20 protein-coding genes and 4 pseudogenes are annotated in these 25,321 nt (G+C 59.0%); 14 read left to right on the top strand and 10 right to left on the bottom strand.

Translation table 11 applies throughout. The annotated features are described in order from the left end of the window. Positions 1 to 449: 449 nt before the first annotated feature. Positions 450 to 827 (bottom strand): NUDIX hydrolase, encoded by a 378-nt coding sequence (locus ACRQ5Q_RS43760; protein WP_439400437.1) that lies wholly within the window; start codon positions 825 to 827, stop codon positions 450 to 452. Between the two features lie 1,119 nt (positions 828 to 1,946). Here ACRQ5Q_RS43760 and ACRQ5Q_RS43755 point away from each other — a divergent pair. After that, complete coding sequence (locus ACRQ5Q_RS43755; protein ID WP_439400436.1) at positions 1,947 to 2,504, top strand: ATP-dependent DNA ligase; 558 nt, start codon at positions 1,947 to 1,949, stop codon at positions 2,502 to 2,504. Between the two features lie 348 nt (positions 2,505 to 2,852). Next, positions 2,853 to 4,358, top strand: coding sequence for an SGNH/GDSL hydrolase family protein (locus ACRQ5Q_RS43750; RefSeq protein ID WP_439400435.1), 1,506 nt, complete (start codon positions 2,853 to 2,855; stop codon positions 4,356 to 4,358). A 214-nt stretch (positions 4,359 to 4,572) separates the two neighbouring features. Here the strand turns inward: ACRQ5Q_RS43750 and ACRQ5Q_RS43745 are convergent. Further along, positions 4,573 to 5,975, bottom strand: a pseudogene (locus ACRQ5Q_RS43745) (IS1182 family transposase). Between the two features lie 898 nt (positions 5,976 to 6,873). On the opposite strand from ACRQ5Q_RS43745, the gene ACRQ5Q_RS43740 reads away from it, so the two are divergent. Together ACRQ5Q_RS43740 and ACRQ5Q_RS43735 are read left to right on the top strand one after the other, a co-directional pair. Beyond that, positions 6,874 to 7,788 carry a hypothetical protein gene (locus ACRQ5Q_RS43740; protein WP_439400434.1) on the top strand — a complete coding sequence of 305 codons (915 nt, stop codon included), beginning with the start codon at positions 6,874 to 6,876 and terminating at the stop codon, positions 7,786 to 7,788. A 12-nt stretch (positions 7,789 to 7,800) separates the two neighbouring features. Beyond that, positions 7,801 to 8,169, top strand: a complete 369-nt coding sequence (locus ACRQ5Q_RS43735) for a hypothetical protein (protein ID WP_439400433.1) — start codon at positions 7,801 to 7,803, stop codon at positions 8,167 to 8,169. A gap of 83 nt (positions 8,170 to 8,252) precedes the next feature. Here ACRQ5Q_RS43735 and ACRQ5Q_RS43730 read toward each other — a convergent pair whose 3' ends face one another. The 4 genes and pseudogenes from ACRQ5Q_RS43730 to ACRQ5Q_RS43715 form a co-directional block, all read right to left on the bottom strand. Then, a complete protein-coding gene (locus ACRQ5Q_RS43730; protein WP_439400432.1) occupies positions 8,253 to 9,017 on the bottom strand; it encodes a hypothetical protein in 765 nt (254 codons plus the stop codon). Positions 9,018 to 9,266: 249 nt separating this feature from the next. After that, positions 9,267 to 11,330, bottom strand: a complete 2,064-nt coding sequence (locus tag ACRQ5Q_RS43725) for a hypothetical protein (protein WP_439400431.1) — start codon at positions 11,328 to 11,330, stop codon at positions 9,267 to 9,269. A gap of 483 nt (positions 11,331 to 11,813) precedes the next feature. Next, positions 11,814 to 12,219, bottom strand: a pseudogene (locus ACRQ5Q_RS43720) (transposase); the annotation flags it as partial. A gap of 76 nt (positions 12,220 to 12,295) precedes the next feature. Next, the gene (locus tag ACRQ5Q_RS43715; RefSeq protein ID WP_439400430.1) at positions 12,296 to 13,234 is read right to left on the bottom strand and encodes a LysR family transcriptional regulator; all 939 of its coding nucleotides are present in this window, start codon (positions 13,232 to 13,234) and stop codon (positions 12,296 to 12,298) included. A gap of 139 nt (positions 13,235 to 13,373) precedes the next feature. Between ACRQ5Q_RS43715 and ACRQ5Q_RS43710 the strand changes: the two genes are divergently transcribed. From ACRQ5Q_RS43710 to ACRQ5Q_RS43680, 7 genes are all read left to right on the top strand, one after another. Beyond that, positions 13,374 to 14,540 carry an ABC transporter substrate-binding protein gene (locus ACRQ5Q_RS43710; RefSeq protein ID WP_439400429.1) on the top strand — a complete coding sequence of 389 codons (1,167 nt, stop codon included), beginning with the start codon at positions 13,374 to 13,376 and terminating at the stop codon, positions 14,538 to 14,540. Continuing rightward, positions 14,537 to 15,823 carry a flavin-dependent oxidoreductase gene (locus ACRQ5Q_RS43705; protein WP_439400428.1) on the top strand — a complete coding sequence of 429 codons (1,287 nt, stop codon included), beginning with the start codon at positions 14,537 to 14,539 and terminating at the stop codon, positions 15,821 to 15,823. Before ACRQ5Q_RS43710 ends, ACRQ5Q_RS43705 begins: the two co-directional genes overlap by 4 nt. A 252-nt stretch (positions 15,824 to 16,075) precedes the next feature. Continuing rightward, the gene (locus tag ACRQ5Q_RS43700) at positions 16,076 to 16,243 is read left to right on the top strand and encodes a hypothetical protein (protein ID WP_439400427.1); all 168 of its coding nucleotides are present in this window, start codon (positions 16,076 to 16,078) and stop codon (positions 16,241 to 16,243) included. A 438-nt stretch (positions 16,244 to 16,681) separates the two neighbouring features. Further along, positions 16,682 to 16,810 carry a hypothetical protein gene (locus ACRQ5Q_RS43695; RefSeq protein WP_439400426.1) on the top strand — a complete coding sequence of 43 codons (129 nt, stop codon included), beginning with the start codon at positions 16,682 to 16,684 and terminating at the stop codon, positions 16,808 to 16,810. Positions 16,811 to 16,975: 165 nt separating this feature from the next. After that, on the top strand, positions 16,976 to 17,194 hold the full coding sequence (locus ACRQ5Q_RS43690) for a hypothetical protein (protein WP_439400425.1): 219 nt from the start codon (positions 16,976 to 16,978) through the stop codon (positions 17,192 to 17,194). A 63-nt stretch (positions 17,195 to 17,257) separates the two neighbouring features. Continuing rightward, positions 17,258 to 18,262 carry an FAD-dependent oxidoreductase gene (locus tag ACRQ5Q_RS43685; protein ID WP_439400424.1) on the top strand — a complete coding sequence of 335 codons (1,005 nt, stop codon included), beginning with the start codon at positions 17,258 to 17,260 and terminating at the stop codon, positions 18,260 to 18,262. Beyond that, on the top strand, positions 18,211 to 18,633 hold the full coding sequence (locus ACRQ5Q_RS43680) for a hypothetical protein (protein WP_439400423.1): 423 nt from the start codon (positions 18,211 to 18,213) through the stop codon (positions 18,631 to 18,633). The genes ACRQ5Q_RS43685 and ACRQ5Q_RS43680 overlap by 52 nt, the downstream gene beginning before the upstream one ends. 668 nt (positions 18,634 to 19,301) lie before the next feature. Here the strand turns inward: ACRQ5Q_RS43680 and ACRQ5Q_RS43675 are convergent. From ACRQ5Q_RS43675 to ACRQ5Q_RS43660, 4 genes and pseudogenes are all read right to left on the bottom strand, one after another. Then, a pseudogene (locus tag ACRQ5Q_RS43675) lies at positions 19,302 to 20,487 on the bottom strand (caspase family protein); the annotation flags it as partial. A 36-nt stretch (positions 20,488 to 20,523) separates the two neighbouring features. Continuing rightward, positions 20,524 to 20,761 (bottom strand): annotated as a pseudogene (locus ACRQ5Q_RS43670) (IS21 family transposase); the annotation flags it as partial. A gap of 381 nt (positions 20,762 to 21,142) precedes the next feature. Continuing rightward, entirely contained in the window at positions 21,143 to 21,673 is a 531-nt protein-coding gene (locus ACRQ5Q_RS43665; RefSeq protein ID WP_439400422.1) for a cytochrome b, read from the bottom strand. Further along, positions 21,670 to 22,545, bottom strand: coding sequence for a hypothetical protein (locus ACRQ5Q_RS43660; RefSeq protein ID WP_439400421.1), 876 nt, complete (start codon positions 22,543 to 22,545; stop codon positions 21,670 to 21,672). The genes ACRQ5Q_RS43665 and ACRQ5Q_RS43660 overlap by 4 nt, the downstream gene beginning before the upstream one ends. A 609-nt stretch (positions 22,546 to 23,154) precedes the next feature. On the opposite strand from ACRQ5Q_RS43660, the gene ACRQ5Q_RS43655 reads away from it, so the two are divergent. From ACRQ5Q_RS43655 to ACRQ5Q_RS43645, 3 genes are all read left to right on the top strand, one after another. After that, positions 23,155 to 23,592 carry a DUF2231 domain-containing protein gene (locus ACRQ5Q_RS43655; RefSeq protein ID WP_439400420.1) on the top strand — a complete coding sequence of 146 codons (438 nt, stop codon included), beginning with the start codon at positions 23,155 to 23,157 and terminating at the stop codon, positions 23,590 to 23,592. An 8-nt stretch (positions 23,593 to 23,600) separates the two neighbouring features. Continuing rightward, complete coding sequence (locus tag ACRQ5Q_RS43650; protein WP_439400533.1) at positions 23,601 to 24,911, top strand: PQQ-dependent sugar dehydrogenase; 1,311 nt, start codon at positions 23,601 to 23,603, stop codon at positions 24,909 to 24,911. 109 nt (positions 24,912 to 25,020) lie between these two features. Then, a complete protein-coding gene (locus ACRQ5Q_RS43645; RefSeq protein ID WP_439400419.1) occupies positions 25,021 to 25,263 on the top strand; it encodes a hypothetical protein in 243 nt (80 codons plus the stop codon). Positions 25,264 to 25,321: the final 58 nt, after the last annotated feature.

The following is a 25,321-nucleotide window of genomic DNA, read 5'->3' as shown; positions in this document are numbered from 1 at the left end:
AAGCTAAAGGGGAAATGGCCGCAGGACCTACTCGCCAATTTTACCGAACAGGAAAAATTGGTTTGCCAGCTCCGGTCCTGCGGCCTGTCCGGGAAAATTGACTGTTTATTGAATGGGCACTTCCGGCCCGGTTGATCGGATTGATTCCAGAATTTGCTGCGCAGTTTGAGTCGAGAAATCCTGTTCCAGAAAAGAACACCGCTATTGTTGCGGGGGCGCCACGTTAAGGACAGGAAGGCGAACCCAAGTTGAGGCCGGCGTCGCAAGCTCATCGAGTATCGCCAAGAGCGTCGAGCGGTCCGGGACGGCCGCATTTACATCGAGAAGATCAACGCGCCGTTCCTGTCGAAGGACGGTTTCAAGTCCACGGGCGCGGAATTCGGAGCCGGCATCAAGTTTGCGGTAGAGCGCGGCTGGCTCAAGCTCCACGAAAGCCGCCCAAGCACGTTTCACTTCGGAAACAACTTGTCTCGGATGTACCGCGAAGTCGGCGTTAGCCTGATTCCTCGTGGCTTGCACCAGACCGCCTTATCAATCTCCTTCTTGTCGTCGATCTTCAGGGCGCCCGCCGCGTCCTTAGCTAAGAAGATTGCGTCACTCATCTTGCGACCCGACCGCCGATTCTTTGCATTCACTTCCTTCCAGAGCTTCACCGGGCTCAGCTTGAGCTTCGGCAGTTCTTCCTTGATCTCTCGGCGGAGGCACTTCCTTTCACTCTCACCTGCACGCTTGCGGCCGCCCGGAAACATCCAGAGCTTGTCGCGTCGTCGTCTGACGAGGAGGACGCGGCCCTTCTTTGCGACGACAAGTTTTGAAGACTTCGCCATTTCTCTTTCGAATCGATTTGGCAGATCGGCATCAGTCTAGACCGTCTGGTTCGACCAGCAATGATCGGCGTCACCCCGCGCCCGTATTATCACGGAGCAACCCCACACTGACCGCGCGTTTAGGTGCCGCTATGCTTACGCATGCTCGGAATCCTCTACATCCTCCAAGAGCCCATGTTCTGGGTGGCATTGGCTTTTGGGCCTGGCTCCGATAGTCATTGGCGTCATCATCCTGTGGCCAAGCGGCCGAGGTCGCCAGCGACACGTTTCCGTTTTGCCGAACGTGGCTTACCTTCCCGCGGCTCGCTGCCGAGCCGGCGGAGCCGTCCGGCCATGGGCTCCAAGTAAGAGCTGGCTCCGTCTCTGCGCTGCAAGGCCGGGCCGCCCCGATGCAGATAGGTGGAACTCGCCGCGACGTTCTAAGTTGTTGATCCAGGTATCACGCCTCGACAACGTGAGACCGAGGGCCTCAACTTCGCCAGCACCAAGTTGAGGCCCTCAAATTCGTCCGACCCGGCTAAGATTTCCCGCAGCCCGGGAACAAATGTGCACTTTGGCACTTAAGCCCCTAGCTTCCGCTTAAGCAGGTGGAACGTGCGGGGAAAACGAAGTGCCGACTGCCGAGTACTATTTGAAGCAAGCTGAACTCGCATCACGCCTGGCGTTAACAGAACCGGACCCGGAGAAAGCCCGGGCGATGCACATTATGGCGCTAGACCTCTTCGATAAAGCGCAAAGGGCTCAGGTCAAAGACACGGCCACTCTGCCAGGGAGTCACGCGCAGCCCCCCATCATCGAACGGCAGTAAGGCCACCTTCAGGGCAATTCCGAGTGGCACCCGGGAGCCGCCGAAGACGAAAAAAGGAATGCTCCAGCCCACGGGGGGAGCGAGCTGGAGCTTAGTTTCGGGCGACAGTCTTGCGAAAGGATCATCCACGCAAGACTGGTCATTCAACTGGCGACCGTGGCGCTAGTTCCCTGACGAGCAACGGCCCTCCTCGTCGGCCGAAGTCCCGTTCCTCTTTTGCCGCTCTGAAGACTCGCATTTCGGCTCTCCGCGCATAGCATGCCGCTCATGCGCAGATCCTTCGAATTTTGCCTGCCACGGCAGCTAAAGCCGTGCCAGACGGCCTCGAATGGCTCCTCGAAGTCAAGATGGACGGATACCGCGTCAGGATTGATCGTGACGGCGATCGTGTCAGGCTGTTCTCGCGCAATGGCTACGACTGGACCGCCCGCTTTCCATGGATCATTGAGGCAGCCCGCAAGATCCGCCGGAATCGCTTTGTCCTGGATGGGGAAGCCGTCGTGCTTGGCGTGGAAGGCGTCCCGGATTTCAACGCCCTGCATAGCCGGCAGCATGACGAGGAGGTTCAGCTCTGCGCATTCGACCTCCTGGTCGAGAGCGGTGACGATCTCCGCAAGCTACCCCTCCACCTTCGAAAGAATGCTCTCCGGCGCCTGCTCGCGCGTCGTCCAGAACGCATCTTCGTCAGCCCGTTTGAGCAAGGCGAGATCGGGCCGGACCTATTTCGGGCGGCCTGTAGAATGGGCTTGGAGGGCATCGGCCCCAAGCACCGGGATCGACCCTATCAGGCCGGCCGATCGAAATACTGGATCAAGGTCAAGAATCGGTCTCATCCGGCGATGCACCGAGTGATGGACGCCCTCGCTTAAGGGGCCGTGCAAGGCACGCCATCCTTCGGATGCGCTCCAGTCGCAAACGTTGATCCAGCCGACAGTGCCATCGCAGTCGATTCTTCCAGCCGAGGCTGCAACGGTGCCGAGTCAAGAACAGCGTCGTACAGATTATCTTGAGCGGCGCTTACGAGTTCAGACTCGGTGCAGCAAGCGATCATCAGGAGAAGTGAGCAAGGGCAGGCGTTCACCAAAAAAGCGTACGTTCCGCGGCGGAAATCTGCATGCGCGACTTGTCCGAATTGACGAAACGCACATCACGGTGATCTGAGACTCGTCACAGAGCCTTAGTGATACGATGTTGGGGTCTTATTGCGGTTAAAGAACGTGTTCGACAAGTCAAACAAAATTGGCGTCTTGACCGGAAGCCGCCCGCTGATCGCGTTGGCAATTGCGGCGGTGCTCGGCGTTGGCGGACCCGCCTCGGCGCAGTTTTTCAATTTTGGCGGATTTCAGCAGCGGCCGCCGCCACAACGCGGTGGCGGCGGGTTCGGCGGCTGGTTTGGTAACGACACATTTAGTCCGTTTCAGCAGCCCGCGCCCCAGCCTCGGTGGGAAAGGCGGAGGGTCCGGACGCCCGTGCGCGAGGATTTTTCGAGGGCGCCGCCGCCCGAAAAGCGCGACACGGTTCCCGAACGCAATGTGCTCGTGCTCGGCGATGCCATGGCCGACTGGCTCGCTTACGGCCTTGAGGACGCCTACGCCGAGCAGCCCGCCGTCGGCGTGATCCGGAAGGTGAAAACCATCTCCGGTCTGATCCAGTACCAGCCCAAGGGCGCGCCTGCCGATTGGACGGCCGCTGCAAGGAACATCCTCGCCAACGAAAAACCCGACGTCATCGTGGTGATGCTAGGTCTCAGCGATCGTATGGCGATCCGCGAGCCGGCCGCCCAGAAGAGCGACGAGCCAGCCGACAAGAAGAGCGACAAGAGCGCGCGTAAGCCAGACAAAAAGCCCGCAGATGCGAAGTCGAAGGAGAATGCGGGCAACGACGCGGCCAAACCCGACGGCAAGGCCGCCGACAGCGAATTGGCGGCCGACGATGCAGAGAATGCCGACGCGCCGCGGGTGGCGTTGGAAAAGAGCACGCGTTCGCCGAATGGCATCTCTGAGTTTCGCGACGACCGCTGGGGTGTGCTCTACAGCAAGAAGATTGACGAGATGATCGCGGTCGTGAAGTCGAAGGGCGTGCCGGTGGTCTGGGTGGGGTTGCCCGCGATCCTCGGACAGAAGAGCACCTTGGACATGCTGTTTCTCGACGCGCTCTACCGCGACGCCGCGGGGCGCGCGGGGATCACCTATGTAGATATCTGGGACGGATTTGTCGACGAGACCGGGGCCCTCCTGCAGAAGGGCCCCGATTTCGAAGGCCAGATCCGCCAGTTGCGCACCTCTGATGGCGTTTATTTCACCAAGCCCGGAGCGCGCAAACTCGCCCACTATGTCGAGCGCGAAATCAGCCGTCTTCTCGCTGCGCGCTCGGGGACGATTGCGCTACCCACCGAGCCTGCGATCCCCGACTCCAAGGTAGCCCCCGGTCAGCCCGCGCCGCGTCCGCTGGCGGGGCCGGTCGTGCCGCTGGTCGCCGCCACCATTAACAGCGACCAATTGCTCGGGGGTCCGGAGGCGCCGCCGGCCGCGGTCGACGCGCTTGCCGCGCGGGTCATGATCAAAGGTGAGCCTTTGTCGCCGCCGGCCGGTCGCGCTGACGATTTTACGTGGCCGCGCCGGGAAGTCGAAACGCCAGTGGCATCGGCATCAGGCTTGGGCGATGTCCGCGCACAAATGACGGCGCCGGCTGCATCGTTAAAGCCGAAAAAACATCGCCGCTGAGAAGTGGGTCCGCCCGCGCGGTCTCTGCCTCAATTGGCGGCCTTTGCATTCGCGAATGACTGCCACATCCCACGGCCGAGGATATGTCGGGTGTCAGGGGTATTCTGTTGCAAAACTCCTTGAGCCTCGATGGCGGGCGGTGGTTTCAAGTCTGAGCGTTCGTCGATCGCACCCCTTTTGGGGTCTTTGACGCTCTGAACTCATCACGGGACACCTACGCAAGGCAGTGCACCGTCAAAGGCGGTGGTGCGTGGTTGAGGAGTCTGGCGAGCCGCCGCAGGTTCTGCGCGGTTGCCGTCAGCAAGACCTCATCCTTGATGCCACTCAAGCCGCGCAGCCGGAACCGGTCGAGCTTGAGAATCCTTTTCATGTGGGCAAATCGCATCTCGACCTTCTTGCGCTCGCGGTGCGACTGCTGGAAGGCCTCGGTATTGGCCAAAGCCCGGACTTGATCGCGCAGTTCTTCATTGAGGTCGCGGGTCACTTTGCGCGCCACGGCCGTGGTGCACTTGGGCTTCAGCAAGCAGCGCGAGCAATCATTCTTGCTGGCTCTGTAATAAACTGTATGGCCTTGGTCGATGTTGCCTGTGCTGCTCAGTTCGGCTCCACCTGGACAAACATAGACATTGCGGGCCTGGTCGAAGACGAAGCCTGCCCTGCTGAACTTGCCATCGGAGCGTACCGATTTGTCCCAAACGGGAACGTGCGGTGTGATGTTGCGATCTGTCAGCCATTTGAGCAGCTTGACTGCGCCATAGACCGTGCCGCACGCGAGCCTTTTGGGCCGCAGATTGAAGCGGCGATCGACACGGTCCACCATGGTCTGGGTGACCGCGATCTCGATCGATCGGTTCGCTCGCGTACCTACGGCATCCATGATGATGCCAGCTTTGTTATCGATCAGATAGTTTGCATCATAAGCGAAGAAAGGATCGACACCCGGCCTCGCAACCCAGGTTGCTTGCGGATCGGTCAGCGAGACCTCCTTGGGAGGCGTGCGTGGTTGGCCTCCTTCACCGGGGCCGTCGTCGTCTCGTCCGCGATCCTGATCATTGCCGGCATCGAGGACGGCGAGATACTCGCGGACCGCATGGGAAGCTTCTTCTGCCTTCGGCCAGGCAATCGGCTGATCACCCGGCATTCGCTTCTTCTTGTCGACGTCCGCCTTGATCAGGCTCGCATCGACGGAAAACGCCTCGCCGCCGACCAGCCCGGCCGCAATGCTCATACCCGCTACACCCTCGAAGACCCGCCGCAAGGCGTCACTCTCGCGGAAGCGTTCCTGTCGCGCACGGCAGAACACGGAATGGTCAGGTATCTTGTCTTCGATCCCGAGCTTGCAGAACCAGCGATAGGCCAGGTTCACCTGTATCTCGGCGCAAATCCGTCTCTCTGAGCGGATTGCAAAAACATAGCCCACCAACAGCATCCGGATCATCAGCACCGGATCGATCGAAGGCCGGCCCGTATGCGAATAATAAGGTGCAAGCTCGTCGTGGACCCAGCCTAGATCGAGTACGCGATCGATCTGGCGAACCAAATGGTCGGAGGGACCACCTTGTCCAAGTCAAACGAATAGAAGAACTGACCTTGGCCGTTCTCCCGCCGACCCATCATGCACCGCTCCCCCGCCAATGATCCTCAGAATCAACGGAATCACGGAACGCGAGTCGTCTCAACGGGAGTTTTGCAACACAATCAGGGGTAGACCGGACCTAAATTAAACCGGCCAAACCGTCGCGATTGACGCCAAGGAGACAACAGCTCCAGGCCGGTGGTCAAGGTTGATCCCCATCAATGTTCCTCGCCGGTGTTAAGCCAGACTTGTTCCTCCAATTTTGATCATGGAGGATGCAAATGAGCCCAACTTGGATGATCTCGGGCGACGCGCCGAGGGAGCCGAGGGATATGAAATCTCGTCGCACGTTGTTTTTGTCGGCCTGCGGGCTGGCTGGCGTTATGGCAGTCGGCGGAACGTCCGTGCAGGCTGCCTAGGAGACCGTGCAGAGATGCTCGCCGCACAAATTCGCACGCAAGGATTCAAATGTTAGAAGGCTCTCGGAGCGACAAAGGACAGGAAGCGGTCCCGGGCCGATCATGATGTCTGGGTATCAAGTGCAGCGATGGAAGCTACCGAGTGAGCCGCGCCCCCGATATGCTGGCGAAAGTCGAGCCCCTCGGAAGATAGCTCCGATGGTGCCGAAAGACGCCCAGATCGTTGAACGGATTAGGCAAAGGGGCCCAACAAAGCCTTAAAAAATGACCGGCAACGCGCGCAAGCAACAGCCACCGGCCGCCATTGATCTAGATCAACAAAGGAAGGTTGTGCCACTGCCAACGTGCCACCGCTTCAGATGTTCGATTGGTCATGTTGACTGACTAAGACGTTAAGCCACACTCATCCCCGGCACAATCGACGCTGGAGGTAATGAGAGATTCCGCGCGAGATAGTTTGCGCGATGATCCGCTTAAACACTAGGCGTGGTGAAAGCCAAAGCGGCGGCAGGAGGCCAGTATGAAGAAGCAGAGGAGCAGTAAGCTCGCGCCTAAAGTGAAGCGGAAGGCCGGTAACCCCGCCACCAAAGCGACGAAGACGAGGGCCTCTAACCGATCGGCTGCCAAGGTGAAGCGTAAGACGAGAAAGCCGAACCGATTGGTCGCGGTAGCGCCCTACAACCATGGCGATCCCAGTCTCCAAACCGGGGCGGATGGCCTTACAGTGTGGACGCTTCAAAAGATGGCTCAGGGAAAGCAATTCAATGAACTGGACGATCTGTTCAATAAGGGCCTGACTATGGACGCGTTGCCGGTAGGCCTTGCGGCAGGCACCGGTGTTCCCCTGCTAGATTTTAGCAGTCTCATTCCAAAAGCGCTCAACTATCTGACGATCAACAGCAGGTATTTCAAAATCGACAGCAAGCAACTCGTTCACGATGCCTTGGAGTACATCGTAGGGCGGAATTGGCGAGGCAAGGTATTTTTCCCGTCCAACAACAGGAGCGTTTCCGAAGGCAGAAACCGAATCAAGGAATCTTTGACGCTGCCGCGTTCTCCGATCGTACCAATGGCCAGATTTGATACGATGCTTCTTGACAGCGATCCCTTGGCTGTAGACACGACATCGAATGTCGTGGTTCTGAACTATGCGCACCCGCAAACAAGACCGTACTGGCTGGAACTGATCCTCACTAAGATTCAGTGTTACGACGTGCAGGTGGCTGTACGAGGCAAGTACGGACCCATTTTTCTCGGCAAGACCTGGCTCGGAACGTACGACGAGGACGGGCAATTCACCGCTTTTGACCCGGGTCAACTTATCGCGCGGTATTTCCTCGATTTCAACGATGGCGCGATCAAAGAACAACGAGAAGAGCACTGGGACGGCAGCGACGAAGAATTCGTCGATCCCATGCCTTACGTTGAGAACTGAATCGACATCACCGTGATTACGTTCAACATTGAGGTCATCCTCATAGTGACGGGAGCGCTTACTGCGACAATGCTTGTGCAGTTCATTGCCCCATCCTGGGTCCTTCATCGTACGTTCGGAGAGATACCGGCTGGCGCCGCGAGTATGGTGTTGGCGCGACACTGGGGGTTGCTGCTGTTCTGCGTCGGCGCGCTCCTGGTGCGCTCCGCCTTTGATCCGGCGATACGTCAAGCCGCAGTTTTGTTTGCCCTAGTAGAAAAGGCAGTGTTCGCAGCGTGTGTGCTCGGGACACCCCTGCGGCAGCGGCCGACCGCATCAATGATGGCCATTGGCGACGCTCTCATGGCGGTGATCTACGCGCTTTATCTCGTCGGCCTATGAGCAGAGGCCGCACAGGGAAACAAGGCCCATTTCAACCCTTTGCTGCGTGCTACGGGCGATGTGTGGGCGTGCATGACCTGCACTTAACCACCAAGGGTCTTCGCCAGGCTTTCCAGATTCTGCGGCCGGACCTCGATCAAGCCATGCCGCGGAGCATCGATATCGGCGATCAAAAGGAACGCAAACGAAACGATCAGCGGCAGCACGAACACGAGCCCTCGCCCGGCCTTGCCGCTTCGCGACCGATAGCCCATCAGCGCGTTGGAACATAGCGCGATGATCGCCATGAGATACCACGCGGCGATTGGGATCCGGTTCCAGTATGCCGCCTGCGTATAGCCTTGCGAGTTGATCACGTCATTCATGCCGGCAAGCGCCAGCGCCTCGACCGGCGCTGGCTGTGTTGCCGACGAAGCGCGGACTGCAGACCAGAGATCCGCCTGCAACTGAGCCGTCCGCTCGTTGATCCACTTGCGCTGATCGTCGTTTTTGTTGAGGTAGAACTGGATTCGTAGGCGGGTGTATTCAGCAAGAAGCTTGCGGACGTTTGCGGCATCCGCAGCAGGCAGAAAGTCGGCACGCAACATTTCAGTTCCGATGGCGTTGGCCTCCGCCTCCTCGAAATTCTTGCGCTGGTCATAGCGAGTCATCGCCATTGAAAAACTGAAGCCGATGATCAGGCCGAGCAGCGTCAGGGTGGCCGCAAGGATGACACCCAGATGCTCGTTATGTTCATTGTCGATGTCCCGATAACGCCCGCGCAACCAGGAAGCTGCTGCTGCGACGATCGATAGCGCCACGAACGAAGCCACGAACAAGAGCAGAGGGTAGTGCGTCAGAATTTCCATGGCCAGCCCAATGTTTGCAGTAGCCGCTTATTCCGACCCAGACGTTTCTTGTATCGGGACCTAGCCGAAAATGTCCGCCTCGGTAGCGTCGCTGTCACGCATGACGGCAGGGCCGAATAGGTCCGGTTCGCCCCATTAGTTTAAGTCCCGCGGCTGCAATATGTCGCCAGAAGGCGACATCGTATGCCGCCTCAGGGCGTCAGCGGAACGCCTCCAGTTCCTTCCGGGCAACAGTGCGTCGCTCCACTTTCAATACGCGCGGGCGGGACCGATCTGTGGCGCGCGCACAGGCTTGGCCATGCCGTAGAATACCGTCAGTCCATTCCCGCCACAGAGCGTTGAGGTCGCTTCGTTTGCATATGGAGCGAAACAACTCTGTGGACGCTGCCAATTGTCTGCAACCCAAACGTTGCCAGCCGGGTCGAGGGCGATGTCGGTCAGCGGCTGCATTCCGCCGCCCACATAGCCGCCGGCCGGTGAAATTGGGTCTCCCGTTTTCATCCCTGGTGGGCAGGTCTCGGTGCGCGCGCCACAAAGGTGCGTAATGGAAGCGCCGCCGAAGTTCGAACTCCAGACCTGATCGTTGCCATCGATAACGACTCCCCAAGATCCCCAGGTGCCGCCACCATGGAATGGCGATCCTGGTGCAGGGGTCCCGTCAGGACGCAACATTGAAATATTTCCGAGGGCGGAGTTACCGTGCAAATAGTCGAAGACCACACGATGTAGCTGGCTCATCTGTCCGGTGAGCTTCAGCTCCAGCAGCTTCAATTTCACTCTAAGATCAAGTCCGGTCCCCGCCGTATTGGTGATCCAGGCATTGCCGAGACTATCGATTGCCATACCTTTTCCGCTGTGCCCGCCCGTGGGCAGCACTTCGACTTTGCTCGGATCGTTTGCAGGAAAACGCGTGACTGTGTCACCAATCGCATTGGTAATCCAGATGCGATCCTGTTGATCGATCGCAAGATGGAAAGGGCCATTTAGCTTACACGGACTGTCTTTATTAGGTTTTCCGTCGGTAGATCGGCAAAAGAATTTTGCTTTGCTCGCATCGCCGTTGGGCAAATGGACCACCTGGTCCTTCTCAAAGTCGAGCGCCCAAACGTCCCCGTTCGGCGTAACGATGATACCCTGCATGATCCCAAGCTGCCCACCGAAGTTGTATCCATCAGCAGGAGAAAGTGGCTTGCCGCTCTTGTCAAAAAGCGAAATCGTCCTTCCGCCCGTGCTGGTAACCCACACGTTGTCGTTGGCATCTATTGCGGTGCCAAAGCCCGGGCCTTCGACACCTCCGCCTTGATACCCTGTCGTTTCGGGCGAAAGTGCTTTGCCATTGGAGGCGAATTTCGACAGGTTGCCATCCCACAGATCGTCTGATGCCTGAGTACCTACGATGAAGTTGACGCCCGTCCAGGCATTCCCTTCAGAGTCAAACATAATTTTGCCTGGCGCGCTCAATCCGCCGCCGGTGAATTTCAGCGGCAGCGTCCAAGCGGTCGGCGCATAGTTCAGATACGGCATGTAAGGCGGTCGCCGTAAGTTTTTGCCTTGGGGGATTGGGTAGAACACATCCAAAAGTGCAAACAGCCTTTCGGGCCGATACGCAGAATTGCGCGCGACCGACTGCAGTGCGCCGAGTGTATCGGTGGCCGCTTTACCATCGGGTGGCGTCGTTGCAGCGAACAGACGTTCACATGCATCCGGCCTGATGCGCGTGGTGCAGCCAGCCGTCAGGCTGGCGAGCGTGGCGAAGTTCGCCATGGTTGTCGTTGCCGAGCTATTGAGCACATCTTGGATAGCCCCACCCCAGCCACCGGTTTGCAGATTGACAAAGTTCGGGACGTTGCTGGCAGCGATCTTGAGGCCTAACGAGTTGCCTTTAATGGCGGTCCCGTCGATGAATTGATTTGCTGTCCATACTGACGCTACCGTCGTCATCTCGTTGATCACGACCTTGCTTGGCGGCGCATTGCCCAGCATGGCGAGCATCGCGGCCGCAGGGTTGTCGCCGCCGCCCTTGTTGACCGTCGCTTCGCCGCCCTTGGCGAGGACATACAAAATCACATCCGCGGCGGGCGTTTCCTGGCTGGTGAGCACGAAATTGCCGTCACCATCTGTTCTTGCCTGCGTCAATTGTCTGGGCTCTCCTGCGCTCGCGGCCCAAAGCGTGACTGCCGAATTCGCGAGTCCGCCAGCGCCCGCTCGCACCTGGCCCTCGACGCGAACCGCCGCGGCGGCCGATCCACACGCAGAAGCCAGTACGGGAAGTACCAGCATAATCGCAGCATGGGTTTTGGATGGCTTGAACATATGTGTTCTCCGTGTGCCTGACACGTATCTAAGCTGCTTTGACGCTGCATCATTGCTGCGCCTCGACCGCAGGCCATGCCGCATGCGTTTTCCGGGGGATTGCCATGGTTCGCTCAGGTTGCACGGGCAAATAAAACAACAATGGGCTTTGGAGCGTCTCTTTGACTTAGATCAAAGGGCGCCTTTGTCGGATTTGGGTTATCAGCTGAAATTGGCTAACGAGATGCCCTGTGGCTTTGGGTCTTGGCTGTTCTCTAATCCCGGGCGTGAGGTCAAGCTCTCCTTGAAAGTCCTTGCCGCGTCCATGGTTCTCTCCGCGGTAGGGGCGTGCCCTCCGCATGATGGCGTAAGATGACGTTAGCGGATCAATGTGTGAAGCGCGCTTTGCCCTTTCGAGCACCGCAAAGCCAGGAGCGATCTCACCAACGCCAGCGTCCCGGCAGGGACGTTCGCTCCCGCTGTTCGGCGGGAACTCGTTATCTGTTATGCAGGCTGATCAGCAGAATCCTTTGATGACCATTTAAATTCGGTGCCATCGATCCACATCCGATGCAGAATGACAGCAAGTTTTCGGGCAACTGCAACCTTGGCTTTGCGTAGCCCGCTCCGTTTCGCAAGCCGAATGCCCCATCCTTTGAGTGCTCACCATTTTGCTACGCGCGTGAGCAGCACAGTTGGCCGCCTCGTAGAGGTCGCTTCGCAGCATCTTATCGCCGCATTTCGAGATTCGGCCCGTCCAGTCAATCTCGCCGGATGCGTATCGGCGGGTCGTTAACCCTGCGTAGGCACCAACGCTTCGTGATCTCTTGAAGCGAGCGGGGTCATCGATCGTCGCAAGGAAGCAAAGGGCCGTGACCGGGCCGATGCCAGGAGCCGACATGAATCGTCGCACCAAGCTGACGCGAAGCAGTCATTTACGAATTCAAAACGGATGAGGAACCCGTTGATAAAAGCGGACACTCAAATCAGGTCGTCAACGATTTTGCCACAGCTCTCGCATGTTCGATGAACAACTGCGCCAACACACCCGGAGTGCGGTTTTTCACCGTGAGAATCGCGATTGCATAATGGGTGGTCGGAATTCTCGAAGGCAAGATTTTCAGTCCAACGCTTCGGGAACTGAATTTCGCAACGGAGTTTGGCAGAATGCCAACGAATTTACCTGTCGCGATCAGTGTTGTGGTCAGTTGGATTGAGAGTGTCGCGATCCCCGGCCGCGGCGATTTTAAACCGCTGGCAGTGAAAATTCCCGAGATAATTCCGCCCGGAGTGCTGCCTTGCGGAGGAAGCACCCAGGACTCCTCCATTAGGTCGGCAAGCTCGACGCGGCGCCGGCGTGCCCACGGGCTGTTCGCGCCGACGACTGCGACAAACGGCTCCTGCACCAGAGGCTCGAACGTCAGGTCATCCTCGACGAATGGATCGGGCAGCCGCCCAACCAGAAGTTCGACCTTGCGCTCACGCAGCGGATTAAATTCGGACAGCGCCAGGTCCGCATGAACCACCCGCAACTGCACGCGCGGGTGCTGCTGCAGGAGGCGTTCGGAAATCGCAGGCATGATACCGGCGTTCATGATCTCAGGACAACCGACCGCCAGTTCACCGGACGTCGGATCGCGGAGGAATTCGATCTGCTTCAGTCCTTGCCGCATCTCGTCGAACACGCTAACGCCGCATTTGAGCAGAGCCGCCCCGTAGCTAGTTAGTTCAACCCCCTGCGAGGAGCGATCGAACAACTTCACCCCAAGCGTATGCTCGAGATCAGAGATCGTCTTGGATACAACCGGATGGGAGATCGCGAGTTTCTGCGATGCTTTCGCCATGCTGCCCGATTCTGCTACAGCAAGCACCACGTGAAGGTCGCGCAGCTTGATGCGGCGGCCGATCCGGTCCGACCAATCCATCTCGCCCCCTTAGTCTACGGGCTACAGGGATGTCCACAAAACCGACTTTTACACTACAGCGGGGAATGTCAGTATTTCAACCCGTAGTCGGCGATAATTGCCGACCGGGGGCGCGCCTATCCTGATGATGGAGGCAGCCATGCCAAGGAGTTCCATTCTTTCGGCTGCCGTTGTGGCAGTCTCGATCGCCGCAATCGGCAATGCCGGCGCGCAGGGCACCGTGAGGATCGGGATGGTCATGCCGATGACCGGGCCGTTGGCCGCCGCAGGGCAACAGGTGCTCGCCGGTGCGCGCCTCTACATCAAGCAGCACGGCGAGACAGTGGCCGGGAAGCGCGTCGAACTGATCGTCAGGGATGATGCCTCGTCCGGCGAAACCGGCAAGCGCTTGATTCAGGAACTCGTCGTCAACGAGAAGGTCGATGTAATCGGGGGTAGCCTGACAGCCGACCTTATGCCCAGCGCGCCGCTCCTCACTGAAGCGCAGAAGCCCACGGTGATCATGATTTCAAGCACCACAGCGGTGGTCGAGAAGTCGCGGTTCTTTGTACGCACAAGCTGCACGCTGGCCCAATCCTCGGCTATCCTCGCAGACTGGGCGGCGAAAAACGGGCTCGGCAAGGCGGTGACGCTCGTCACCGAATTCGCGCCCGGGCTTGAGGCAGAGGAAACTTTCACCAACAACTACAAGGCGGCCGGTGGCCAAATCGCCGAGGCAATCCGCGTACCGCTCCGCAGCCCTGACTTCGCGCCGTTCCTGCAGCGCGTCAAGGACGCCGCCCCGCAGGCGCTGTTCGTGTTCATTCCCTCCACGCAGGCCGCGGTTTTCGCCAGGCAATTCGTGGAGCGTGGTCTCGAGAAGGCTGGCATCGCATTGATCGGTCCCGGCGACCTCACTGACGATGAAGCGCTGCAAAACATGGGCGACGCCGTGCTAGGCACGGTCACCGCGCATTTCTATTCCGCGGCCCATCCCTCCGCCGTGAACAAGGCGTTCACGGCGGCCTACGAGAAGGAAGCGAGGGTGCGCGCGAACTTCATGGCGGTCTCCGGCTACGATGGCATGCACTTGATCTATGCCGCGCTGGCGAAGACGGCCGGCTCGACTGACGGCACGGCCCTGGTTGCCGCGATGAGGGGCATGACATGGGAAAGCCCGCGCGGTCCTATCTCCATCGACAGCAAGAGCGGCGAGGTCATGCACAACATCTACATCCGGAGGGTCGAGAAGGTGAATGGCGAGCTGCGCAATGCCGAGTTCGAGACCTTCAACAACGTCAGGGACCCTCGCGTGGCAGCAAAATGAAGCCTGCGCAGGTCATCATCGCCGGAGGCGGAATCGGCGGGCTGAGCCTTGCGCTCAGCCTGCATCAGGCTGGAATACGCGGCTGCGTCTATGAAGCAGTGCGTGATCCCTTGCCGCTTGGCGTCGGGATCAATCTGCAGCCGTCGGCGGTCCGCGAGCTGACGGAGCTTGGACTTGGCGACTCTCTTGCACATATAGGTATCGGCACGCGGCGCCTGAATCTCTGCAACAAGATCGGGCAATTGATCCATAGTGAGCCGCGGGGGCTGGCAGCGGGATATCGCTGGCCGCAGATTTCAATCCATCGTGGAGAGCTGCAATCTGTGCTGCTTCGGGCGGCGCGCGAGCGGATCGGTGACGGAAATATCCGCACGGGGGCAAAACTCAGAAGCTTCGAGCAACGCGGGGAGAGTGTACGGGCTCGTTTCAGTGACGGGGAATCTGGTTCTGAACGGGTTGAAGAGGCCGATATCCTTGTGGGCGCCGACGGCATTCATTCCGCCGTGCGCCGTCAGGTCTATCCCGATGAAGGAGAGCCACGCTTCGCGCATCAAATCCTGTGGCGTGCGGCGGTGGAAGCCGAACCGTTCCTCGACGGTCAGACAATAGTCATTGCGGGCCATTTCGATCAGCGAATTATCGTCTATCCGATCCGCAAGGTAGCAGGAGGAAAGCTGCTCACCAACTGGATCTGTCAAATGACAGTGCCAGGTCAGGCGCAACTGCCGGAAAACTGGAATCGACGCGTCGAGAAGGAGAAGGTGCTTTCGGCATTCGAGCGCTGGCGATTTCCTTGGCTTGACTTCCCGACGCTTATTGAACGATCGCCTAGCATCTTTGAGTTTCCACTCGTCGATCGCGACCCAGTTCCAGCCTGGTCGTTTGGCCGCGTCACGCTGCTTGGCGACGCGGCACATCCAATGCAGCCGGTCGGGGGGCAGGCAGGCTCGCAGGCGATCCTGGATGCTCGGACCCTGGCGCGCGCCCTGATCGAGACTGTTGACCCTGTCGCCGCTTTGAAACGCTATGACGCAGAGCGGCGGCCGACGATGAATGACCTCATCTTGCGAAATCGGAATCTCGGACCTGAGGCCGCAATGCAACTCGTAGAAGAGCGAGCGCCGAACGGCTTCGCCCGCATCGAAGACGTGATTTCGCGACATGAACTCGACGCCATTGTGAAGTCCTTTTCCGCGGCCGCGGGCCTCGATGTCGAATCAGTCAATCATCGGCCATCTTATCTCGTCGCCTCGGCGAGGATCATACCCACCTCCCCTTTTTGACAGGGCAGCGATGTCCGTGGTGGGTCAAAACGCCGAAGAACTCAGGTTGAGCAAATCTGGTCGGCTCTGGCTCAAGGAGCGGACTACCGACCGCCAAGGGCGCAACTTCGCCGATGGGCCAATGCACAACAGCCGACACGCTGCAGAACTCCGAAAGGGCCGAAAGGTGACGGCGATGACAGACCGTGACGCTTCTTTGCCCGACTAATGCGCGACCGGCCGCCTATGGCCTTCATCAGGAACAGGAGATAAATGACCATGCCTACGAATAAAGAGTTGGAAAGCCGTCCGGTGGACGACAAAGAGCTGGAGACGGTGAGCGGTGGCTTCACGAGGACGGGAGACTTCTACGATGAGCCCGTCGTATACACCGTGAAGGATTACGCTACCGCGTGGAATACGGTTTCTCAGCTAAGGTGAAGTGTCGGCCGGCGCGGGAGCGCACTGCGAGGCACATGCCCTCCCAGCTTTGTGATATACTAGAAAGAAATAACCGGTCCGGGGTCATCAATGACGTTTTCAATCGAGGCGGTGCGAGGCTCGCGTGTCCGCTCCTGCCCAAGTTGACCAGCTTTTAGCTCAGGAGGCTGCCTGCCGGCGTGGAGGTCCAATAAGCGACTCACATGGTCCTCACTCGATCACCTCGTCGGCGGCAGCTAACAATGTGGAGGGGAATTCAAGGCCTAGCGATTTCGCCGCGTTCTTGTTCACGACCAGTTCGACCTTTGTTTGCTGATAGAACGGAATGTCTGAGGCTTTGCTCCTCCCAACACATTAGCTGTGATATCCGCCAGCCGATGGCACGTGTTCGCAAGAAGGACAGAAGGCCACCTGCACGAGCCCCGCCGTGCCGCGAACATGACCGCCCGCCTCGATCCCTTGGGCGACAATCATATCGCATCCGGCAGCTACCGCCTTCTGGGCCTCGTCAGCCGGGCCGACTTGCCACGATTCCAGCGCGCGGTGGTCATGGGCAACGTTTATTAAGCATTGGGCGCTCCGAGAGCTTGGTATGCCGCATCTGCGCCTCCTGAAGCGCCGACGGCCATCGCGCAGGTCTTCCAGGAAGGATTCTGACATCCTATTGCGCGAACCTAGCGCCCACCCCTGGGATTACCGGATTGCCTGGCCGGCCACCGCGTCCGATGCGCCATGAAACTTCTTTTTGCGCTCACCCACGAAACCGGCATGAAATTGCTTCGTCGCGCAAATGGCATGAAACCGAAATCCTCTCTTGCGAAACACTTTTCCGACAGCCGTGAAGCAAGCCTGAACCATTGGCGATGTAAAATCGGTGGCGCAGATCGAGCTGAATCGATCGGAGGAGTCATTCTGACATGGATGATTTTCTTCAGGATTCAGCGCACGTAATCAATGGATTCTCCCTGACTGTCCTGTTTCGGCCTGCGGTTATTAAGTGCTTGGGAGGGGTCGATGGCGCACGTTGGCAAGCACGCGATCGTGGTGGGCGCGGGAATTGGTGGTCTTTTAGCCGCTCGCGCTTTGGCGGATCATTTCGACGAAGTGACCGTACTTGAGCGTGATGCGCTTCCGGACTTGCCTGATCCTCGCAAAGGCGTTCCGCAAGGACGGCATACGCACGGATTGCTTGCTCGTGGCCGCGAGATACTTGAGCAGTCGTTTCCCGGCTTTACTGAGGAAATGATTGCTCAGGGGGCAGTGCCCGCCGACCTCGTCAACGATGGGCTTTGGTTCAACTACGGCGTCTATCTTCATAACGCCCCCAGCCAAATGGTCGGGCTCGGGGTGAGCCGACCGACGCTGGAAGGCTGCGTGCGACGGCGGCTCGTTAAACTACCCAATATTCGGCTACTGGAGCGACGGGACGTTGTGGAGCCGGTGTTTGATCGAATGTCAGACCGCGTGACTGGTGTTCGCGTCCGATCAAAAAACGGTTCAGATGACAGGGAAACAATAGGCGCCGATCTCGTAGTTGATACCAGTGGTCGCGGATCATCGAGCCCCACATGGCTTACTGCGTTTGGCTTCGCAAAGCCGCCAGAGGAGCAGATCACCATCCATCTTGGCTATGTGACGCGCTTCTATCGTCTCAAACCCGAGCATATGGCAAATTGTTTGCATGGCAGGAAGTTCGTTATCATGGCAGCGTGTTCGCCTGATTTTCGCTTCGGTGCTCTTCTGCCACAGGAGGGCGAACGTTGGACTGTGACATTAGGTGGCTACAGAGACGATCAAGTGCCAGAGGATGATGCTGGTTTTGTTGAGTTTGCGCGTAGCTTGCAACAGCCGGAAATATTCAACGTGATCCAGAATGCAGAACCACTTACTCCGCTTACGTCATACAGTTTGTTTCGAACTTGCGACGCCATTACGAGAAGCTGCGCCGCTTTCCGGAAGGCTATCTGGTGTATGGCGATGCCTTGTGCAGCTTCGATCCAGCCTATGGTCAAGGAATGACGGTAGCGTGTCTGGAATCGCTGGCCTTGCGCGAGTGTTTGGCAAACGGAACGCAACGAATTGCTCGGCGCTTCTTCCAGATGGCTAGTCGGTTCATTGACGCTCCCTGGCAAATCGTCGTGGGCAGCGATTTGCAAAACCCGCGCGTTGAGGGCAAGCGGACTGCACAGGTGCGCTTTGTCAACTGGTACATAGCGAAGTTTTACCAAGCGGCGCAACGTGATGCTGCGCTGGCGACCAAGTTCTTGGAAGTTGCCAACCTTATGCAACAGCCAACGGCGTTGCTAAGCCCAGCAAATGCGCTGAAAGTTTGGAATGGAAGTCGGGGCATACAGCACAGCGACCTCGGTCGGGGGCCTCAAGCCGCTTAGCCACGGTCGCCACCGGCAGTCGCGCGCCAGCAGGCAGCATCGCCTCCGAGCCAAGCGAATTATCATTTGCGGCCTCAATGTCCGAGTCGGGCCAATGCACAAAGTCGCTGCGCTCCAGCCCGCTGCGCGGTGACAAGAGCCGAGAGGCCGGTAGCGATGGCGAGAGGACAGCGTTAGCGGGGGGGTGGCACGATCAACTCGCGCATGTCGGCATGATCTAGAACAGCAAGAACATCTGGGGCTGACGCCCCTCTCACGCGACGAGCCACGTCTACCAGCCTACGAGGCAATGACAAAATTGGCTTGACGAACAGCGCAAACCGGCTTGCTCGAAAGTGCCGCAGGCATTTCGGCTCTTAAGAAATTGATTCACACTGTGCCACTGAATGCGGATCGACCGATCAATCGCGCAACAGTTGTCGGATGCGCGTAGCAACAATCGTGCCAAAACACTTAAGTTGCGCTCGCCTTCCAGGCCGCCACTGTTCGAATTGCCTAAGTCGAGCATCTCCAAGCAGTCGCTGCTCCGCCAGTGCCAAACCTCCCGCGACTTCGTGCCTTGGCGCTTTTTGGACGCCGGCCAGTCGAGCGTGCGGAGCCACCTTGTTGCCGGCGTCCAAAAACCTGCCCACAAGCAGACGTTGGCGAGTTCTGTCGGGAACGGTGCGTTAATTGCACACCTCTCTGGTGCGGCCAGCCATCGGGAGGTCTGATCACTGACGGGAGCGGCCTCTACTCTGCATCCTTTGCCGACAGGACGGCACCCGGCGGAATTGCAGAATAACTGGCCAGCGGCTTGCGGTTTACTCGATCGACTGTCGCCGCTCAGTATCCCGCTTGCGTGGCTCTTCCCTTGTAACGACAGGCTTCTTGTCCTGTGCCTTCTCGCATTCGTTGTCATCGTTGACTCGATAGCCACCGCGACAAACGATCTTCACGCAGGCCTCTCCATCGGCCCTGAAGCCATGATCACACACCAAGGGGCAGACACGTCCTGACTTGAGCTTGATCGCATCCAACGCATCGGTGCTGCGAGCGTCGTGTTGAGCTTGGTCCCGGCGTACTTGTTGAACTGGGTCAGGGAGCGCTGTGACTTGGCACCCCAATCTCGCTCTTCCGGATCTGCAAGACAGCCGACCCGCCGCAGTTCGGACTGGACCGCTTTCGTGAGTTGTTGCGGCGACTGCACCGGTTCAGGGGAAGGTGCAGGCGATGGGAGGGCTGCAATCTTATGATCGACTGTGTTTTTCTCTGCTGCCTGCTTATCGGCCAGAGCCTTGGCAACAGCGGCCTCAATCTCATTACGTCGTTGCTCGGCGGCGGCTGCTTTCGCTTCCTCAACCTGCTTAGCTTTCTCGGCGGCGAGCCGTGCATCCTCAGCCGCCTTGGGGGCGACGGCCGCTTTGTCCTGTTCGGTCCTCTTGGCACGATCAGAGGTGAGCCGTGCCTTCTCATCTTCGGCGTGCCCTGCCTTCTCGGCCGCTGCTGCACGGGCCCCAAGGCCGGCATAGAAGCCGTCCGGGTATTGGGCAAGGAAAACATTCCAGCCATCGCGAGTGCCGAGTTGCAGGGCAAGCTCGTAGTTCCGGCGAACAGCGTCGTCCGGACTCGCTTGAGGGCCGGTAGCGGTCGGCTTGGCCCCAACCAGTGGCACATCATCACCGCCAAGCGAGCCGTAGACATACGTTCCTGCTTGTAGCTGGTATTCTTCAAGACATCGTCGCGGACGAAGCCGAACGTCTTGCGCAGGTCGAGACCGGGTGTCGGCAGTCACTCGACAAGCGCGGCTGCAAACGGGCTATTCTTTAAGTCGCCATCCGACGCTGTTGAACCGGCCTTCGCCGCGAACGCAAGACATTGTTCAGCTTGGCGACTCCGTTCATTACTAGCGGGTGCAAAGCTCAGCGGGACATAACGGCGACGGTCGACTGCCCGCGTTCTTTGCCGCGCTGCATCGTAACCGCCGTGACAGCCGCGACCGCGCAGCTCTTCGAAGGGTGGTCAACGCCAGCTGTTCACGAGCCGATTTAGCCGCGTTCGCCGCCAGCAGTCGGTCAAGCTCTACTGCCCATCGTCCCAGTTTTGGCCGCGGCTGCACCTGCCGCTCGTACTCGAAGGACGTCCGGCCCTTCTCAGGGATGGTGGTGGTAGGGGTGGTGCACCCCGCTCCAAAGACGGCGGGGGTACTTTAGGAGAACCTCGGCCGCTCTGTTGTTTCGGTGGCCGATGGTGACTGGCACCGTCTTGGCACGCCCCTCTCGTCGGCAAAAGCGGCCCACTGGTCGCCTTTCCGGAACAAGGCGCTTAGCGGCACGGTCAGCGCGTCCGGAGCGCTCCAAGTGGTGACGTGAACAACGCACGAATGAAGCTGGTGTTTCCGCATCTATGGCTGCCAAATTCGCGTCCAGTATCTGAGACACTTCTCCGCCGGTGTCCAGCCTTGCCGATCGATACACCTTAAAGAAAACTCGCCTGCTTACATTGCGGGTCACGGTCAGCGCGCTCGGCGTCATCCAGGAAGCATTCGCTTCATGACGCCATCGCGATAGTGGAGGAGATGCAGCAAGGCTGCGCCCACATGAACAAGGATAAGAACGAGCAGCATCCATTCGGCGGCCTGATGGAGTCCGTCTATCGACTTGATCGCAGCCGGATTTGAGCCGGAGAGCATGGGCAGCGGAAACAGGTAGAAGAAGGACATGGACCAGCCGCGGAAAGACGCGAACAGCCATCCGGAGAGCGTTGTGAGCAGCACCACGATATAGAGCATCCAGTGCACAACCTCGGACGACAGTCTCCGCCAGCCGGGCAAAGAGCTCTCCGGTGAAACGGGATGGGCCAAGCGCCAAGCGAAGCGGAGCACCGTCGCAGCCAAAATGACGAGGCCGGTAGACACGTGAACCGCCATGCCGGCTCCCGGCTTCATCCCACCATGAATATCCGGCATCAGCCAGCCGATCGGATATTGAACGAGAAGCAGAGCCACGATCGTCCAGTGGAAAGCCTTGGCCACTGCCCCGTATCGCAATGGCTTTGTCATCGGACCAGGACTTGATCGACGGCCAGGCGCTGAGAAGCGTGCGCCATGGGATTGATTGGGCCCACGGTCGCATGGTCTCTGTCCTTCGTGCCAGGTGCCGGGAACGCGTAACCAATGATTGCCTTGGCGACCCACCGATCGGAGGCCGGCGTCAGCCCGTAGCCAACGCCAAAGTTCACGTCGAACTCGCCGAGTTTAAAATCGGTCACGGCGAAGAGCGTGTGCTGCTGTTGATCGAGCGATTTGAAATTTCCGATCCTGCCAAAATCGGCATAATATTCAAAGCCCGCGAATAGATCGGGTCCGAACTTGCGCGCCAACCTTGCAGCAGGTGCGAAGTCTGTTTCCCCGTACTTGCCAAAACCGATGTCGACGATCGGATTGACGATGAATTCATAGAGCTCGTTACGGACGCCGATGATGGGCCGGATCTCCATAGCCCAGCGTGTCTGGGAGAAGGGCGGCGTCTCATTGCTAAATTCGAAATTTACGCCGTAGAAGAAGCTGCGCTGCTCGGCGTGCGGCGATACGAACAGTGTTCGCAACTTGAACGCGTCAGAATAGAAGGTCTGCTTCTGGATCGAGAAGGGGAGGTAGAGACCGACCTCCCACCAGTCGGTCACACCGTAAGCGAACTCTGGCGTGCCGTTCACGCTGCCATTCGAAACCAGCGCCCCTGGAAACGGGGGACTCTTCACGCCAAGCGGCACGTAGTTGAGGTGTTGCTGGATCGTGAACTGGCCTACTTCCGCTATGCCCGCGTTGTAGACTTGAATCTCATCGGTGGCCCTCGCGCTGGGAGGCACGCAACACACGGCAGCGACTGCGCCGAGCGCGGCGGCCAGCGGCGTGGTCGTGCGCACCTGGCTCATAATGTCTCTCTTCGATGCGCATACTGGCGTTCCGATCACGGAAGGCCCGATTTAGAATTGCTCTAATCTAGTAGGCGCCGGCCGAAGGCTGGTCAACCGGAGATTCTTTTCTAATTGGCGGACGACAGCTCGACGACGCTGTTTCGCCCATCGGTGGAATAATCCACCAACCCGTGCCCCGGGCTGCGATTGCCAGTGCTCGCTCAATCTTCACGATGGCCTCCACCGATCGCGATCTGACCAAGATCCGTTGGCGCAGCGATATTCTAGCACTTTCAGGCGCTTGGGACCAAACACCAACGTTTTTACATCGACACCCGGACTCGGTGGGCACATTCACAGCGCCGCCGGGTGAACAGTGGAGCAGCCAACAGCCAACTAGTGTGGGACCTACCGGTCCTCGCGATCCACCCGACGTCGCGTTGGAAAAGAAAATCAAAAGTATCTGCCTAGGCTGTTAGCTTCGAGGCCTCTTTCCATTCGTGTTTCGACGCGCTCAAACGTTGGTCGCGCGCGCCCGGCCGGCAAGTAGGAACTGCCCGAGTGCTCCTGCGTTCCCGCCAGGTCTGAATCGACAGCGCGCCGCGCGGCGATGTTTTTGGAGGACAAATGGCGAGATTGGCGCCCGGAGCTGGTCCCAGATCACTGCTGCATCCCGGCTTCATCGGTGCCGGATCAACCCTGCTGATCGCAGGCTTAGCGACCGATACCATGTACTGGAATACGTCGAACTGGCAGTGGGCGAATTCGTCTACATGGTTGATCGCGGCAGGTTTGGTCCTGGCTCTTGTCGCCACGATCATCCTGATCATTGATTTTCTCACCAGCCGAGCTGGACAGATCAAATGGATACCCTTCCTGCTCGTAGCAGCGGCAGCGCTGCTCTCGCTCGTCAATGTCTTCGTTCACAGCCGCGACGCCTGGACCTCGGTCGTGCCGCAGGGGATTTCGCTCTCCGCAATCGTGACGATTCTGCTCCTGATGGCCGCCGCCACCGGTTGGAAGGTGACAACGGTTCGTACCACCACGACCGGAGACAGCCTGTGACTTACGCAATGCTTCGAGCCTTGCCAGCCCTCTGCGCCCTCGTCGCGCTGACCGCCTGCAGCGACCAAGGCGGTGATCCAATGCAGCAATACGGGTCAGATCCCTACCTGCCGGAGCCTCAGAACTATTTGTTGCCGCCCATGAGCGTTCCCAAGGAGATTGGCTGGAAACCAGGGGAGACACCAACTGTCGCCGGAGGACTGAAAATTCAGGCGATGGCAACAGGGCTGATGCATCCCCGCATCATCTATCCTCTGCCGAACGGGGACATCCTCGTTGTCGAAGGCAACAGCCCCGGTACCACACCTTTCCGGCCCAAGGACTTTATTCAAGGTAAGGTCAAGGCGCGGGCCGGAACCGCCGGCAAGGGCGGCAACCGCATCACCCTGCTCCGCGATGCCGATGGCGACGGAAAGCCTGAAGAGCAAACGGTTCTCGTCGAGCATCTCCACTCACCGTATGGCGTCGCTTATGTAGACGACACGCTCTATGTGGCCAACACAGACGCGATCATGGCATTCAAGTATACGCTCGGACAGACCAAGATCACGGAGCCAGGTTCGAAGCTTTCCGACCTTCCAGCCGGACCGATCGACCACCACTGGACAAAAGCGATGGCGGCCAGTCCGGATGGATCCAAGCTCTATGTCGGCGTTGGGTCCAACAGCAACATCACCGAAAACGGTCTTGACGCCGAAGAGGGTCGGGCCGCGATCTACCAAGTCGACCGACAGACCGGTGCCAAGCGCATTTTTGCGTCGGGCACGCGCAATCCGACCAATCTGGCGGTCGATCCCGAGACGGGCCGGCTGTTCGCCGTTGTGAACGAACGGGACGAGATCGGCCCGGATCTTGTTCCGGACTATCTCACTATGGTGCAGGAGGGCGCCTTCTATGGTTGGCCTTACAGCTACTGGGGCCAGCATGTTGACGTCCGAGTCCATCCGCAGAGACCTGACCTCGTGGCCAAGGCCGTCAGGCCCGACTACGGCCTAAGTTCACACGTTGCCGCGCTCGGCCTCGCGTTCAGCAAAGGCCAGACGCTATCCCCGAAATTCAGTGATGGCATCTTTGTCGGCGAGCACGGCAGCTGGGACCGCAGCCCGGTCAACGGTTACCAAGTCATTTTCGTGCCGCTGCTAAATGGGCGACCGGAGGGCAAACCGATCCCCGTCGTCACGGGATTTCTCGGCAACGGCGACGATACGGTACGGGGCCGGCCCGTGGGCGTAGCGCTTGACCGGACCGGGGCGCTGCTGGTTGCTGACGATACCGGCAACGCGGTGTGGCGCGTCAGTGCGGACCATTCGGCCCGTTAGTCAAGAGGTTTGTCTCCCCGCCGTACCTGTCCGACTATGCCGGCGCGTATTCCTTGCGCGCTGGTTGCACGCGGTCGTCCCAAGACAGGCAAATGGGAGTTTGGCCGGAATGGACGATCGGGTCACGTGCCGACGCTCGCACGAGCAGGAGCCTCATGCGGCGGGCGTCCAAGGTTCGATTGCCTTCGCCGCCGAACTCAACCTCAGGAAATACGACATGCGTAAAACAATCTCTGATAGTCTTCGTGGCTGCGGTGCGGCCAGCGCCTCGGTTAGCGCCGCGTTCGCGCAAGGCGCGGGCGGCGCCGCAGGTGGCGGCGGCGTTGGCGCTTTTTGGATGCCCGCCAGTTAACCGTGCGGCGCGCGAGCCAAAGAAGGCCCAGCGGCGTAACCCCCTTCAGATTGATAGT

Origin of the sequence: Bradyrhizobium sp. PMVTL-01 (assembly GCF_051861855.1) — a bacterium.
Taxonomy (GTDB): domain Bacteria; phylum Pseudomonadota; class Alphaproteobacteria; order Rhizobiales; family Xanthobacteraceae; genus Bradyrhizobium.
The sequence above is the reverse complement of the archived record's forward strand: the minus strand, read 5'-3'. Positions and strand labels throughout refer to the sequence as shown.

Excerpts from the sequence above, each read along its gene's own strand:
- ACRQ5Q_RS43715 (WP_439400430.1), bottom strand. The coding sequence starts at position 13,234 with ATGGATTGGTCGGACCGGATCGGCCGCCGCATCAAGCTGCGCGACCTT.
- ACRQ5Q_RS43645 (WP_439400419.1), top strand. The coding sequence starts at position 25,021 with ATGGACGATCGGGTCACGTGCCGACGCTCGCACGAGCAGGAGCCTCAT.
- ACRQ5Q_RS43685 (WP_439400424.1), top strand. The coding sequence starts at position 17,258 with ATGGCGCACGTTGGCAAGCACGCGATCGTGGTGGGCGCGGGAATTGGT.
- ACRQ5Q_RS43705 (WP_439400428.1), top strand. The coding sequence starts at position 14,537 with ATGAAGCCTGCGCAGGTCATCATCGCCGGAGGCGGAATCGGCGGGCTG.
- ACRQ5Q_RS43650 (WP_439400533.1), top strand. The coding sequence starts at position 23,601 with ATGCTTCGAGCCTTGCCAGCCCTCTGCGCCCTCGTCGCGCTGACCGCC.
- ACRQ5Q_RS43695 (WP_439400426.1), top strand. The coding sequence starts at position 16,682 with ATGACCGCCCGCCTCGATCCCTTGGGCGACAATCATATCGCATCCGGC.
- ACRQ5Q_RS43700 (WP_439400427.1), top strand. The coding sequence starts at position 16,076 with ATGACCATGCCTACGAATAAAGAGTTGGAAAGCCGTCCGGTGGACGAC.
- ACRQ5Q_RS43690 (WP_439400425.1), top strand. The coding sequence starts at position 16,976 with ATGAAACTTCTTTTTGCGCTCACCCACGAAACCGGCATGAAATTGCTT.
- ACRQ5Q_RS43710 (WP_439400429.1), top strand. The coding sequence starts at position 13,374 with ATGCCAAGGAGTTCCATTCTTTCGGCTGCCGTTGTGGCAGTCTCGATC.
- ACRQ5Q_RS43660 (WP_439400421.1), bottom strand. The coding sequence starts at position 22,545 with ATGAGCCAGGTGCGCACGACCACGCCGCTGGCCGCCGCGCTCGGCGCA.
- ACRQ5Q_RS43665 (WP_439400422.1), bottom strand. The coding sequence starts at position 21,673 with ATGACAAAGCCATTGCGATACGGGGCAGTGGCCAAGGCTTTCCACTGG.
- ACRQ5Q_RS43655 (WP_439400420.1), top strand. The coding sequence starts at position 23,155 with ATGGCGAGATTGGCGCCCGGAGCTGGTCCCAGATCACTGCTGCATCCC.
- ACRQ5Q_RS43725 (WP_439400431.1), bottom strand. The coding sequence starts at position 11,330 with ATGTTCAAGCCATCCAAAACCCATGCTGCGATTATGCTGGTACTTCCC.
- ACRQ5Q_RS43730 (WP_439400432.1), bottom strand. The coding sequence starts at position 9,017 with ATGGAAATTCTGACGCACTACCCTCTGCTCTTGTTCGTGGCTTCGTTC.
- ACRQ5Q_RS43760 (WP_439400437.1), bottom strand. The coding sequence starts at position 827 with ATGGCGAAGTCTTCAAAACTTGTCGTCGCAAAGAAGGGCCGCGTCCTC.
- ACRQ5Q_RS43740 (WP_439400434.1), top strand. The coding sequence starts at position 6,874 with ATGAAGAAGCAGAGGAGCAGTAAGCTCGCGCCTAAAGTGAAGCGGAAG.